This is a genomic window from Ferribacterium limneticum, from assembly GCF_020510565.1.
Lineage (GTDB): Bacteria > Pseudomonadota > Gammaproteobacteria > Burkholderiales > Rhodocyclaceae > Azonexus > Azonexus limneticus_B.
This window is the reverse complement of sequence record NZ_CP075189.1, coordinates 3,187,389-3,201,279: the sequence shown is the minus strand read 5'-3', so window position 1 is coordinate 3,201,279 and position 13,891 is coordinate 3,187,389. Positions and strand designations below refer to the sequence as shown.

At 61.7% G+C, this 13,891-nt stretch carries 11 protein-coding genes and 1 pseudogene; 8 read left to right on the top strand and 4 right to left on the bottom strand.

Annotated features, from left to right (window positions below; genetic code table 11):
• Positions 1–304 precede the first annotated feature (304 nt).
• The 5 genes and pseudogenes from acnB (at position 305) to KI610_RS15225 (ending at position 6,873) form a co-directional block, all read left to right on the top strand.
• Positions 305–2,893 (top strand): bifunctional aconitate hydratase 2/2-methylisocitrate dehydratase, encoded by a 2,589-nt coding sequence (gene acnB, locus KI610_RS15245; protein ID WP_226495813.1) that lies wholly within the window; start codon positions 305–307, stop codon positions 2,891–2,893.
• A gap of 227 nt (positions 2,894–3,120) precedes the next feature.
• Complete coding sequence (locus KI610_RS15240; RefSeq protein WP_226495812.1) at positions 3,121–4,935, top strand: hypothetical protein; 1,815 nt, start codon at positions 3,121–3,123, stop codon at positions 4,933–4,935.
• On the top strand, positions 4,932–5,870 hold the full coding sequence (locus tag KI610_RS15235; protein ID WP_226495811.1) for a hypothetical protein: 939 nt from the start codon (positions 4,932–4,934) through the stop codon (positions 5,868–5,870). Before KI610_RS15240 ends, KI610_RS15235 begins: the two co-directional genes overlap by 4 nt.
• A gap of 49 nt (positions 5,871–5,919) precedes the next feature.
• A pseudogene (locus KI610_RS15230) lies at positions 5,920–6,237 on the top strand (aconitase family protein); the annotation flags it as partial.
• Positions 6,238–6,456: 219 nt separating this feature from the next.
• Positions 6,457–6,873, top strand: coding sequence for a hypothetical protein (locus tag KI610_RS15225; protein ID WP_226495810.1), 417 nt, complete (start codon positions 6,457–6,459; stop codon positions 6,871–6,873).
• 27 nt (positions 6,874–6,900) lie between these two features.
• Here KI610_RS15225 and KI610_RS15220 read toward each other — a convergent pair whose 3' ends face one another.
• On the bottom strand, positions 6,901–7,353 hold the full coding sequence (locus KI610_RS15220; RefSeq protein WP_226495809.1) for a YaiI/YqxD family protein: 453 nt from the start codon (positions 7,351–7,353) through the stop codon (positions 6,901–6,903).
• 162 nt (positions 7,354–7,515) lie between these two features.
• On the opposite strand from KI610_RS15220, the gene KI610_RS15215 reads away from it, so the two are divergent.
• The gene (locus tag KI610_RS15215; RefSeq protein WP_226495808.1) at positions 7,516–8,802 is read left to right on the top strand and encodes a right-handed parallel beta-helix repeat-containing protein; all 1,287 of its coding nucleotides are present in this window, start codon (positions 7,516–7,518) and stop codon (positions 8,800–8,802) included.
• A 1-nt stretch (position 8,803) separates the two neighbouring features.
• Here the strand turns inward: KI610_RS15215 and asd are convergent, their stop codons facing one another.
• Both asd and KI610_RS15205 read right to left on the bottom strand, forming a co-directional pair.
• Positions 8,804–9,652 (bottom strand): archaetidylserine decarboxylase, encoded by an 849-nt coding sequence (gene asd / locus KI610_RS15210; protein ID WP_226495807.1) that lies wholly within the window; start codon positions 9,650–9,652, stop codon positions 8,804–8,806.
• 84 nt (positions 9,653–9,736) lie between these two features.
• A complete protein-coding gene (locus tag KI610_RS15205) occupies positions 9,737–10,156 on the bottom strand; it encodes a VOC family protein (RefSeq protein ID WP_226495806.1) in 420 nt (139 codons plus the stop codon).
• A gap of 96 nt (positions 10,157–10,252) precedes the next feature.
• On the opposite strand from KI610_RS15205, the gene KI610_RS15200 reads away from it, so the two are divergent.
• Positions 10,253–10,948 carry a helix-turn-helix transcriptional regulator gene (locus KI610_RS15200; protein WP_226495805.1) on the top strand — a complete coding sequence of 232 codons (696 nt, stop codon included), beginning with the start codon at positions 10,253–10,255 and terminating at the stop codon, positions 10,946–10,948.
• Here KI610_RS15200 and rlmF read toward each other — a convergent pair.
• Entirely contained in the window at positions 10,945–11,949 is a 1,005-nt protein-coding gene (rlmF, locus tag KI610_RS15195; RefSeq protein WP_226495804.1) for a 23S rRNA (adenine(1618)-N(6))-methyltransferase RlmF, read from the bottom strand. The two genes, KI610_RS15200 and rlmF, sit on opposite strands and share 4 nt — an antisense overlap.
• Positions 11,950–12,113: 164 nt before the next feature.
• Between rlmF and KI610_RS15190 the strand changes: the two genes are divergently transcribed.
• Positions 12,114–13,820 (top strand): AAA family ATPase, encoded by a 1,707-nt coding sequence (locus KI610_RS15190; RefSeq protein WP_226495803.1) that lies wholly within the window; start codon positions 12,114–12,116, stop codon positions 13,818–13,820.
• The last annotated feature ends 71 nt before the right edge of the window (positions 13,821–13,891 follow it).

Here is a 13,891-nt window from a genome sequence, read left to right as displayed (position 1 = left end):
GGAAAACGCCCACCATAAGCACTCTTTATCCCCATTCGAGTCGGACAAGGCTGTGGATAAGCTCGGGACAGATGCTGCAATGCGTTGAGCGACAAGGCTTTTAGGGGTGATGCCTAAAAATTGGGCAATTTGTCCTTGGCCAGCGTTTTGCGCCATCCGGGTCTAGCCTTGCAGGTGATATAACATATAAAATATATAAGACCCGCAAGTCACGGTTGATGGCCCGGTTTTCGAACTATCGGGCGACCGCCGTTGTCGTAGAATATTCGTTTTCCAGAGCAACCCTTTACGAAAGGAAGTCGCCGTGCTTGAAGCCTATCGCGCCCACGTCGCAGAACGTGCAGCCCTCGGTATCCCCCCGCTGCCGCTGTCGAAGCAACAGACCACCGAACTGGTCGCCCTGCTGAAAAATCCGCCGAAGGGCGAAGAAGCCGCCCTGGTCGAGCTGATCACCTACCGCGTTCCGGCCGGTGTTGATGATGCTGCCAAGGTCAAGGCCGAGTTCCTGGCCAAGGTTGCCAAGGGTGAAGAAGCCTGCGCCCTGATTTCCAAGGAAAAAGCTACCGAACTGCTCGGCACCATGCTCGGCGGTTACAACGTCAAGCCGCTCATCGACCTGCTCGGCTGCGCCACCTGCGGCACCGTTGCCGCCGAAGGCCTGAAGAAGACCCTGCTGGTTTTCGACTTCTTCCACGATGTCGCCGAGCTGGCCAAGGCTGGTAACGCCAACGCCAAGGCTGTGATGCAGTCGTGGGCTGACGCCGAGTGGTTCACCTCGCGTCCGGAAGTTCCGGCTTCGCAGAAGCTGACCGTCTTCAAGGTTACCGGCGAAACCAATACCGACGACCTGTCGCCGGCGCCGGATGCCTGGTCGCGTCCTGACATCCCGCTGCACGCCCTGGCCATGCTCAAGAACCCGCGTCCGGGTATTGAAGCCGACGAGCCGGGTTCGCGCGGTCCGTTGAAGCAACTGGAAAAGCTGGCTGCCAAGGGCAACCTGATCGCCTACGTCGGTGACGTGGTCGGTACCGGTTCCTCGCGCAAGTCCGCCACCAACTCGGTGCTGTGGTTCACCGGCGAAGACATCCCGTTCGTGCCGAACAAGCGTTTCGGCGGTTTCTGCCTGGGTTCCAAGATTGCCCCGATCTTCTTCAACACCATGGAAGATGCCGGCGCCCTGCCGATCGAAATCGATTGCAGCGCAATGGACATGGGCGACGAGATCGAACTGAAGGTCGATCAGGCCACCGGCAAGGTCACCGCCACCAAGAACGGTGCCGTGATTGCCGAATCGCAACTGAAGACCCTGGTCATCATGGACGAAGTCCGCGCTGGCGGCCGTATCCCCCTGATCATCGGTCGTGGCCTGACCACCAAGGCGCGCGAATTCCTCGGCCTGCCGCAATCCACGCTGTTCCGCCTGCCGCAAAACCCGGCCGACGACGGCAAGGGTTACTCGCTGGCCCAGAAGATGGTTGGCAAGGCCTGTGGCGTGACCGGCATCCTGCCGGGCACCTACTGCGAGCCGAAGATGACCACCGTTGGTTCGCAAGACACCACCGGCCCGATGACGCGCGACGAACTGAAAGACCTGGCCTGCCTCGGCTTCTCCGCCGACCTCGTCATGCAGTCCTTCTGCCACACCGCGGCCTATCCGAAGCTGGTCGACGTGCGCATGCACCGCGAACTGCCGTCCTTCATCTCGACCCGTGGCGGCGTTGCGCTGCGTCCGGGCGACGGCGTCATCCACTCCTGGCTGAACCGCCTGCTGCTGCCGGATACCGTCGGTACCGGTGGTGACTCGCACACCCGTTTCCCGATCGGCATCTCCTTCCCGGCCGGTTCCGGTCTGGTCGCCTTTGCCGCCGCCACCGGCGTCATGCCGCTCGACATGCCGGAATCCGTGCTGGTCCGCTTCAAGGGCGAAATGCAACCGGGCATCACCCTGCGTGACCTGGTCAATGCCATCCCGCTGTACGCCATCAAGGCTGGTCTGCTGACTGTCGAGAAGAAGGGCAAGATCAACGTCTTCTCTGGCCGCATCCTGGAAATCGAAGGCCTGCCGAACCTCAAGGTCGAACAGGCTTTCGAGCTGTCCGATGCTGCCGCCGAGCGTTCCGCTGCCGCCTGTGCCGTCGCCCTGAACAAGGAACCGATGGTCGAGTACATGCGTTCCAACATCACCCTGATGAAGTGGATGATCGCCGAAGGCTACGCCGATGCCCGCACCCTGAAGCGCCGCATCAACGCCATGGAAGACTGGATCGCCAACGGCACGCTGCTCAAGGCTGATGCCAACGCCCAGTACGCCGCGGTCATCGAAATCGACCTGGCCGAAGTCACCGAGCCGATCCTGGCCTGCCCGAACGATCCGGACGACGTCAAGATTCTGTCCGAAGTCGCCGGCGCCAAGATCGACGAAGTTTTCATCGGCTCCTGCATGACCAACATCGGCCACTTCCGTGCCGCCGGCAAGGTCCTCGAAGGCAAGTCCGACATCCCGACCCGTCTGTGGATCGCTCCGCCGACCAAGATGGATGCGCTGATCCTGACCGAAGAAGGCTACTACGGTGTCCTCGGCAAGTCCGGCGCGCGCATGGAAATGCCGGGCTGCTCGCTGTGCATGGGCAACCAGGCACAGATCCGCAAGGGCTCCACCGCGATCTCCACCTCCACCCGCAACTTCCCGAACCGCCTCGGTATCGATACTCAGGTTTATCTCGGTTCCGCCGAACTGGCCGCCATGTGCGCCCTGGCCGGCCGCATCGTGACGGTGCCGGAATACATGGAGCAGATCAAACTGGTGAATGCCAAGGCCGGTGAAGTCTATCGCTACATGAACTTCGACCAGATTCCGGAGTTTGTGGAACAGGCGGCGACTGTAGAGATGTAATTTCGGTTTTGGCCGGAATTTCCGGTCGACCGTAGCAAGATGAAAAAGCCCCCGTCGGGAAACTGGCGGAGGCTTTTTGCATGATCGGAGGTCGGCATGCGTGAGACAACTCCCCAATTCTCGAAGCCAATTCATGTGTGAAGTTAGCTGACCATGCTTTAAGGTAGCTAGCGTTCATCGGTTTGTGCGAAGTTCGACAAGCGTTTGTCATGTGCAATAATTGGCCGATGAATTTTTTCACCCTGTACCGTTGGTCTCCCGGATCGATGTCTTGGCGCGCAATCTTGCGGTTCGGATTGGCACTGGTTATCGGAGTTGACATTGGATCGGCTAGTGCGGAGTGGCCGCCATCGGCTGGCTGGCTGGCGGCGCGGGGTGATCCTAAGGGCATTTTCGTTATCGATGCCGCCAAGGGTAATATCGTCAAGGCGTTTCCTGCTGCATCAGCCGAGCGGGCGCAGTCCGGCCGATTGTTGCCGGCAACGGAAACCATTGTTTCTACCAATGCCCGGCTGATGGCGATCAGTCAGCCGAATGGCGGCGTCCAGGTCTGGGATCTATCCCTTGATCGGCTCGTTTGGCGGCATGCAGGTGCCAGGGCGATTGGTTTTCTGGGGAGCGATGGGCGCCGGATTGCGGTATTGATCCGTCCGCCAGGCGCTTCGACGGTCGAGTTCGCGGTTTGGCAAATGGACGCCGACCGAAAGGTCTTTAATCAAATCGTTTCGGCGAATATCCAGGCAGTGCCACAGGCACTGGGATCGGAACGTTTCGCCGTATTTACGACCGACCAGCGTGAAATATGGGTTTGGGACGATGTGCCGGGCGTGCTGCGGCCGGTGCCCTTGCCTGACAAGGCATTGGTGGATGAACCCGAGATACGTTGGCCATCGAACGGCGAATTCCGGAGCATGGTGCTGGCGCCGGATGGGCGGACCCTCGTTTTTGGCGGCTACATGCTGCGCCTGCGCAGCATGGATCTTGCTGCCTGGACAGCGCCCCGGCGCTACGATTACCCGGATGGTTCCCTGGGCCAGTTCTACCCCCTGGGGGTCAGCGCGGACGGCCGCTACCTGCTGGCATGGAACCAGTCCGAGTTCCTGCAGTTCGATCTTGTCGCCGGCTCTCTGGCGCACAAGTGGACGGTCTATTCCGACGAGATTCGGACTTTTCCTCGGCCGAAAGGTCTGTGGTTGAGCAGGCAGGATGCGAATCACATCCACGCACGTCTGGCGGGCTACCCGGAGGTGAGCCGCGACGGGCGACTGCTGGCCATCTGGGATTACGTGCTCAAGGTTCCTGTTGTCTTCGATATCACCCGATCCCCGCCGCAAGAGGTTTCTCCGCCGCGCAGGGGCGTTCCCGCATGTGACGCGAGCACCCGTACCTGTGGCAACGGAATCGAGGGCGGGCGCAGGGGGCATATCCGCTTTATCGAACCCGGCGGCGATCTCGTGGTTCTCGCCATAGGCGGACGCGTCGATGCCGATGCGCTTTGGCGTTTTGATCGCCTGGGCAAGCGGGGACAAATGTTGCCCTGGCCGACGGTGGCGGAACAAGTTGCTGCGCTGCCACCGCCGATCACTGAAGAGCCCCTGGCGCGCGGCAAGGGGGCATGCGGATCGCCTCCGAATGGTGATTGCCGTGGTGAGCCAACGGTGCCAACGCGGCAGGTTTGGCCATCATGGGCGCATCCCGGCACCGAGCGCCCGATGACGTCGGCGCCAGGATTGTGCGCGCGGCTGCTCGAAGACAAGCTGGCCATTGTCGGCGTGCGCCACGAGGTGGATGGTCGCTTTGTCGGAATCCGGCTTGTCGGGCGCACCTTGCCACCGAAAGAATCCTGGCCGTTTGCGCCGGGCGATGTGCTCTTCAACGGAGGATGGTGCCCGGATAGCGGTTGTGACGACCGCGAATTTCAGCAGGCACTTTGGCGCACCTGTTCCTCCTTCCGTCTAGTGCGCGATGTTCGTCTCGAGGTCGGCTCCGCGGAACCGGCGCGCAATCGCGTACTGGTCCTGACCTCGAGGAGTGGGCAATGAACTTTCGCATAGGCCCCGGCAGCACCCTGATCGCAGGACTCGCCTTGTTCGCTTGTAGCCTCGCGGGTTGCGAACGTGTGGTAGCCGAGCGGCGGGTAACGTGGCAGGTGGCGGACCCGCTGGTCGTCGATGCCAGATCGATCAAGGATTCGTGGGATCGCAGAGGTGAGCGCTCAGGTGTCATCTGGGCGCCTGCCCAGATCGTCGCTGACGAGGTGGCCTATGCCCAACGTGCGGCACCATTGCCGGCCGGAAGCTTGCTGCGGGTTGAGGTCAAGGTTCTTCCGCCCATCGATTGCGAAGCCAATCCGGATCACAATCGGGCTACGCCGAGGGGATTGGCGGCCTACCCCGAGCGCATGGCGCCAGAATCCCTGTCTGCCTTGGGAGATGCCGGCGGCTCGCAGGAGCTATGGATCGTGCCGGCGCGAATCAGCAGAGGGTCCGGGTTTCCTGTCAACTACCGCCCGTTGGCACTGGATTATGGAGAGACATACGACGGCCCGTCCTTCAATCTCGGGCCATTCTGGTTCGGCACGCCATTGCGGCAGGCCGGCATCCGACGCTGGGTGTATTTCCCGGCAATCCAGGACTGTGCCGGGTATGTCGAGGCCAATGCGATCGATCTGCCGGCCAAGCTATTCGAGGCGCATCATGGAACTCAAGGACATGACCCAAGTACCACATTGACCATTAGCGCGCTAACACCCGTGCTCGCTCGCGTGGTGGAGGTCTGTCCGGCTCGAATCGAGGAGCGTGAAGAGCATTTGAGCGTGCTGCGCGGGCCGCAAACTAACGACTTGCGCCTCCTTGTTGATATGTGGCGTTACACGGGGAAAGTCACCGGCATGTGCGCCGGTGGCGAGAAAACCTTTTTCGCGGCCTCACGGTCTGTCATAGATCAGCCTTGGTCCGGTGGGCCATTTTGGGACTGATTGCGCTACTTCCTTGTGGGCCTTTGTCTCCGCCACCGGCTTGATGCCCCTGGGCAAGTCCGGCGCCCGCATGGAAATGCCGGGCTGCTCGCTGTGTATGGGCAACCAGGCACAGATCCGCAAGGGCTCCACCGCGATCTCCACCTCCACCCGCAACTTCCCGAACCGCCTCGGTATCGACACCCAGGTGTACCTCGGTTCCGCCGAACTGGCCGCCATGTGTGCCCTGGCCGGCCGTATCGTGACCGTTCCGGAATACATGGAGCAGATCAAGCTGGTGAACGCCAAGGCCGGTGAAGTCTATCGCTACATGAACTTCGACCAGATTCCGGAGTTTGTCGAACAGGCGGCTACCGTCGAGATGTAATTTCGGTTTTGGCCGGAATTTCCGGTCGACCGTAGCAATCAAAAAAATCCCCCGCCGGGAAACTGGTTGGGGATTTTTTCTTTTCGAGGCCTGTCCAACCGCGTACCCCCTTGGTAGACCTATGGCTTGCACTAGATGTTGAAGCAGGGGCGGTGGATGTACTATCTTTAATGAATAGTATCGAAGCATTTTTCGATTAACCCTTTGCCAAGGTGGTGTATGGCTTACGAGCTTGTCTGGGAACCTGACGGTGTGATCAAGAAATTTTCGGGGACTGTTTCCGCCCGGGAGTTCATTGAAGCTGTCGAAAATGTTCAGGGCGACTTTCGCTTTGACGATGCCCGCTATGTCATCAATGATTTTTTGGCCGTGACGAAACACGAACTTTCGGAGGATGTGCTGACCGAGGTCGCCGTGCTTCAATATGGTGCCTTTGCCTCGAATCCGAATTGCCGGATTGTCTTCGTGACGACCGAAGAGGCCTTGGCGACGCGCATCAGGAATACGCCGGCCGTGGCTGGCCTCATTTCCTATCAGACGGAAGTCTGCCCGACAGTTTCGGCGGCGCGGGACTGGCTGGACAGCCAACCCCAGTTGCATCTGATGAGCAACGTGATGGGTTTTCGCATCAATTAGCCAACTGCCGGCGCTGTCGGCAGGGCTTCAGACCGTCGGAATTCTGGCCAGAAAGCGATCGAGCTGGTTGGCGAAGGCCTGCCGGTCAGCCTGACTGAAGGCGCTGGGGCCGCCGGTTTCGACGCCGGCGCCGCGCAGTTCTTCCATGAAATTTCGCATGGTCAGGCGTTCCTGAATGGTCGCCGTGGTGTACATCTCGCCCCGCGGGTTGAGCGCGTGGGCACCACGCGCTATGACCAGCGAGGCGAGCGGGATGTCGGCGGTGACGACGAGATCGCCGGCTGTGAGTTGATCGACGATGTGCGCATCGGCCACATCGAAGCCGCTCGGCACCTGGATGGCGCGGATGAACTTCGATGGCGGCGTGCGCAGCATCTGGTTGGCGACCAGGATGGTCTGGATCTGCCGACGCTCGGCGGCGCGGAAGATGATTTCCTTGATGACGCCGGGGCAGGCGTCGGCATCGACCCAGATTTGCATGGCGGTGGTGACTTTGTGTTTTGCTCAAGACGCGCAGTTTGCCACGTCGGGCCGGGTTGACAAATGCATCTCGCCTGCCGTCTCATGGTGAGCCCCGGTTCTTGTCGAACTTCTCGTCGACTATCCGGTTTTGCGGCGCTCCCCAAACGCCCGGAGAAAACCATGATCCAAGAATTTTTCCGTTACCGCGTGCGACCTCTTGCCATGGTGCTGCTGCTTGCCATGCAAGGTGGTTGGGCATTTGCCCAAATTCCCGACAAGTTGCCGCCGGCGCCGGATTATCTCGGCGAAATTCGCCGTTCGCCCGACGGTCAGTTGAAAACGGTTGCCGCTGATCCGACGCTGGCTGCCATCGCCGCCAAGCCGGCGACGATGGTCGTCGGGCCGGGCGAGAAAATCACCACGATCACCGAGGCGGCCCGGTTGGCGCAGGATGGCGAGGTCATCGAGATTCGTCCGGGCGATTACCACGGTCAACCGGTAATTTGGGCCAAAAATGAAATCATCATCCGTGGCGTTGGCGCCCGGCCGGTCATGCTGGCCGATGGCAAGAGCGCCGAGGGCAAGGCGATCTGGGTTGTGCGCGGCGGCAAGGTGCGGATCGAGAACATCGAGTTTCGCGGCGCCCGGGTGGCCAGCCTCAACGGCGCCGGCATCCGCTTCGAAAAGGGAAATTTGACGGTCCAGTCCTGCGCCTTCTTCGACAACGAAATGGGGATCTTGACGGCGAATTCGCCAGAGCAGAGCCTGGAAGTCGTCGATAGCGAATTCGGCGATGCGCCGCGCCATCCGGGTGACCTGCACCATCTGCTCTACGTCGGCGGGATCGGCAAGTTCGTGCTGCGTGGCAGTCGCTTCTCAAACGGCTATCTCGGCCATCTGGTCAAATCGCGGGCCCGTGAGAATCACATCCTGTACAACATGCTGGTCGATGGAGCCGGTGGGCGAGCCTCCTACGAACTCGAGTTCCCGAACGGCGGCCTCGCCTACGTCATCGGCAACGCCATCGGCCAGAGTGCCGGGACGGACAACCCGAGCATCGTTGCCTACGGCGCCGAAGGCCGGCGCTGGCCGGACAACGCGCTATACATGGCGCACAACACGCTGATCAACGACAGCCATGCCGGTAAATTTCTGAACGTTTTTGGCGAAAAGATCGGGGCGGATGTCGAGGTCTGGCTGCTCAACAACCTGATGGTCGGGCCGGGCGATCTTTACAAGCCGGCGCAGGGGCGGTTCGATGGCAACCGTCTGGTGGCGCGTGGCGATCTGATTGAAACGAGTGGTGTACCGCTGCGCCTGACCAATATGTCGCCGCTACGTGGTGCAGTCAGGCCACCGGGGCTGGCAAGAGGTGTTGAATTGATGCCGAGCGCGGAATTTCGGTTCCCGGTCGGCAGCCGCCCGATGCGCCCGAACAGCATGCTGGCACCGGGGGCTTTCCAGTAATTTAGACGGGCTTGGCGCCCATCGCCTCGCCCATCTGGATGGCGCCGGTCGGCACCCAGTCCGGGTTGAAGGCCAGCGTGTCCTTCGGGAAGAGCATGACGACCGTCGAGCCGAGCAGGAAGCGGCCCATTTCCTCGCCTTTTTTGAGCACGATGTTCTGCTCGTCGTAGCGCCATTCGCGCACGACGCCCGGGCGTGGCGGATTGACCATGCCGTGCCAGACGGTGGCCATGCTGCCGACGATGGTGGCGCCGACCAGGGTCAGTACGAATGGGCCGAATGCGGATTCAAAAACGCAGACGACGCGTTCGTTGCGTGCGAACAGGCCGGGTACGCCGCGCGCTGTGGTCGGATTGACCGAAAACAGCTCGCCGGGCACGTAGATCATGCGCGTCAGCTTGCCGGCGCATGGCATGTGGATGCGGTGGTAGTCGCGCGGGCTCAGGTAGAGCGTGGCGAAGCTGCCGTTCTCGAATTGTTTGGCCAGTTCGCGGTCGCCGCCGACCAGTGCGGTGGTCGAGTAGCTGTGGCCCTTGGCCTGGAAAATCTGGTCGCGGGCGATGGGGCCGAACTGGCTGATCGCGCCATCGACCGGGCTGATGAAAGCTGCGTCGGCCTGTGGGCGGGCGCCTTCCTTGAGCGGCCGCGTGAAGAATTCGTTGAAGCTCTTGTAGCTGGCGATGTCCGGATTGGCCGCCTCGGCCATATTGACGTTGTAACGGCCGACGAACCAGCGGATGACTCTGGTCGTCAGGCTGCCGGCTTCTTTTGAGGCCAGCTTGCCGGCGAGGGCGGTCAAGGCCTGTTTCGGGATCAGGTATTGGGGCAGGACGGCAAGGCGGTCGGACATGGATAAGCCAGGGAAACGGAAGCCCGCAATTATACGGGCTAGCCGGTTGGCAATCCTATTGTCGCCAGACTGCCGGAGCTGGCCTCAGTCCTTCGAGTAGAGGCCGACCCGGTTGCCTTCGCAGTCAATGAACAGGGCGATGTGGCCGATGTTATTGCCGAGATCGGTCTTGCCCATGACGACCTGGCCGCCGGCGGGCGGAATACGCGCCAGCACGACATTGAGGTCGGCGCCGCCGTCGAGGTAGATCAGCGTGCCGTTGTCGCGCGGCTGCAGCTGCGGCATGGCGACTAGGGCGCCGCTCGGGTAGGGCTCGGCGTAGGGGAAGATGGCCATGGCGATACCACCGCAGGTATCGCGGCGCAGTTCGATGGCGAGGATGTTCTGGTAAAAGGCGACGGCCCGATCGAGGTTGGTGGTGGCGATTTCGAACCAGCGCAACGGATTGTCCATGATTTTTTCTCCGGAAATGTTCAGCGGCGGGATGCCGTTGATGCGCTGCATTCTGCTCGGGGGCTCCTGACAGCATGGTGTCAGGAGGCTTGTCATGGCCTGCGAAACGGCGTGCTATGCTGAAATTCCCGTTTTCCCCGTCATGACATGCGCCCGGCCGACCGACTGTTCCAGATCATCCTGCTCCTTCGCAATGGGCGCGTCGTTACCGCCGCCACCTTGGCCGAAACGCTGGAGGTTTCCGAACGGACCATCTACCGCGATATCGCCGATCTAGTGAAATCCGGCGCGCCGATTGATGGCGAGGCGGGCGTCGGTTATCGCCTGCGCCGTGGTTACCAGGTGCCGCCGCTGATGTTTACCGGCGATGAACTGGAGGCGCTGGTCGTCGGCGCCAAGCTGGTTCGGGCCTGGGGGGATTCTGCCCTGGGCAAGGCGGCGGAACAGGCGATGGCACGTATCGAGGCGGTTTTGCCGCGGGCGCTGGAAGCTCGCGTCAATGCCTCAAGCCGGCGTTTTCTGGCGCTCGATTGCCTGCAGCCGGCGCCCTTGCGCGAGCCGATGGCCTTGTTGCGGTCCGGCATGGAAAGCGGCCGCAAGGTGACGGTGAGTTACCGGCGGGCCGACGGCGAAATTTCGCAACGCACGTTATGGCCGCTCGGCCTGGTTTTCTGGGGGCATTGCTGGACGCTTGGCGCCTGGTGCGAGTTGCGCCAGGGCTTTCGAACTTTCCGGGTTGATCGCATCCAGGCGGCCGAGCTGATCGAGGCAACTTTCGACGACCGTTACGGCCATCTCTGGCGCGACTACCTGGCCACGGCGCGCGGCGAGGGTGAAGCCTAGTCCGCGCTGTCGCTGACCGGGAAGGCCGGTTGGGCGTCGGGTGCCGTGGTGCCGAAGGCGGGGGCGGATGACCAGTGTTCCTTGCGCCATTTCTCGCGTTCGCCGTTGCCAAAGAAGCTCCAGGCGATCAGGCGGCTTTGCTTCTGTCCCTGGGCCATCGGGATGATGCGAGATTCGACGACCTTGGCCTTCTTGAGCGCTAATTCGATGTGCGGCAGGTTGTCGCCTTGCGAGAGCAGGCTGGTGAACCACATGACGCGCTTCGGGATGTTGCAGCTTTGCTCGATCATCAGTTTGACGAAGGCGCGTTCGCCACCGTTGCACCACAGTTCGGCACCGCCGCCGCCGAAGTTGAGGCGTGGCTCGACCGCACCGCGCTTGGCGCCCGGCTTGTTGAGGTTGTTCCACTTGCGCTGGCTGACGGCGTGCACGTCATCCGGCGAGTTGTGGAAGGGCGGGTTGCAGATCGACAGGTCGAAGACTTCGCCGGAGCGCAGCAGGCCCGTGAAAATGTTCTCCCAGACGGTCTGGTGGCGCAGTTCGATCTCGCCATCGAGTTCGGGGTTTTTGGCGATGATGGCGGCGGCATTGGCCAGCGCGGCCTCGTCGATATCGACGCCGAGGAAGGACCAGCCGTATTCGGCGTGGCCAATCAGCGGATAGACCAGGTTGGCGCCGGTGCCGATGTCGAGCACACGCACACCGGGGCCGCTCGGGATGTTCTTCTTGTTGCAGGTGGCGAGCAGGTCGGCGACGCTGTGGATGTAGTCGGCGCGGCCGGGGATCGGCGGGCACAGGTAGCCGGCCGGGATGTCCCAGCCCTTGACGCCGTAGTGATGCATGAGGATCGCCCGGTTGAGCATCTTGACCGCGGTCGGGTTGGCGAAATCGATGCTCGGCGTGCCGGCAACGGTGGTCTTGATGTGCTTGGCGAGCGCCGCCGAGGTGGCGGCCAGCGCGGCGAAATCATAGCCAGCGGCGTTCTTGTTGCGGGGATGCATGGTGGTCCTTCCTACAGCGGGGACGGGATTGTCCCACGAAAGTGTCGCCAACACGACAACGGCCGATTCGGCATGACTTTGATTTTTGGCCGTTTTTTCCGGTTGACCGTGGCGGCACAAAACTCGCTAGGGCAGTGCTATCGCTCAACAAAGGGAGGCAGCCCATGAAGCTGCAAATCGACCGGCGGCACATCGAACCGATGATGCAGTCTTTTCCGCGACTGGAATTTGTGCGCGAGCAATTGCGCTTCGGCAATCGCGTCGAGGTCTCGTTCAACCAGCTTGAGGACGGCGAGCTCGATCTGCTGCAAAGCCTCTACGCGGCGGGCGATAGCGAATTGCGGGCGCGGGCGGCGCAGATCGCGACCTTGCGCCAGGCCTTGCACGAAGGCGGCCGTCGCTTCGAGGCCGAGGAGCTGGAGATGGCGGTGCCGGCCATCGCCCGTTATCTGGCCGAGAATGCCTCGCGCGGCTGGCTGTTTTCGGCCGGCATTACCGGCAAGCCGCTGGCCTACGTGGTGACGCGGCTCGACTTCACGCCGCCTTCCGAGGAGGAAACTGGCAAGATCTTCGTCGAGCTCAAGGCCAACGCCAAGGCGCGGCTGGCGACGGCTACGCTGCGCATTTCCGGTCCCGATATCGCCGGCCGGACCATCCCGGAAGTCTTTGCCACCAAAGGTTTCGTCAAGGAAACGCCGGCCTTGCTGGCCAGCTACGACGAAGGCGTCGAACGTTATTTCGACTGGCGCGGGCAGTACGGCGGGCAGTTTTCCGGGACCGGCGTCGGCTACTTTGCCGAGAACCCGACGGCGACCCACCGCGATACCGATTACTCACGCAAGGACATGATTATTTTGTCGTCCACGGGCAGCCCGGCGCGGCTGGTCAACGACGAGAGCATTCTCGGCGAACGCGTGCTGGCGCTCGATGCGACGGGCGACATCATGGCTAAGTTCGTCCGCCGCGTGCAGCGCAATTCGCGGCTGTCCGGCAAGGAGGAGGCGGAGATCGAGGAAACCCAGGCCGGCATCGCCAAGGGCCTGTTCACCGAACTGCCGGTGCACTTTTACATGCTGATGTTCCACCTCGACCTGCACCATTACGTCTGGGTGCACGTCGATGACATGGAACCCTATGCCTACCAGCCGGAACTCAAGACCAAGCTCGTCCTGCCGCCCGAACAGACCGATCTGATCGACATCCTGACCGCCGAGATGGACGTGCTCATGGACGACATCGTGTCAGGCAAGTCGGGTGGGACGACCGTGTTGTGCGCCGGGCCACCCGGCGTGGGCAAGACGCTGACGGCCGAGGTGTATTCCGAGATCATTCGGCGGCCGCTTTACCGCGTCCATTCGGGACAACTCGGGCTCAACGTCGCGGCCATGGAAGTGGCGCTCAAGGAAGTGCTGACCCGCGCCCAGCGCTGGGGGGCGGTCATGCTCATCGACGAGGCCGATGTTTACATCAAGAAGCGCGACGACAACATCACGATGAACGCCGTCGTCGGCGTGTTTTTGCGCGTGCTGGAGTATTTCAACGGGTTACTTTTCCTGACGACCAACCGCGTCGACGACATCGACGAGGCCATCGTCTCGCGCTGCATTGCGCTGATCCGTTTTTATCCGCCGGACCGCGTCGACCGCAAGAAGATCTGGGGCGTCATGGCGGCGCAGTTCGGACTGAATCTGCCGGCTGACCTGCACGACCGTTTGCCTGATATTTTCCCGAAAGCATCTGGCCGTGACATCAAGGGGCTGGCCAAGCTGGTGGCGAAATACTGCAGCCAGAAAGCCTTGCCGCCGACGGAGGACGTCTTCCGCCGCTGCTCGATGTTCCGGGCCATGGATCAGGCGGAGGTGGCGGCCTGATCATCTCGATTTTGGCCGAAATTTCCGGTTGACCGTGGGATTGCTACGGTCAACCGGAAAAAATGGCGAAA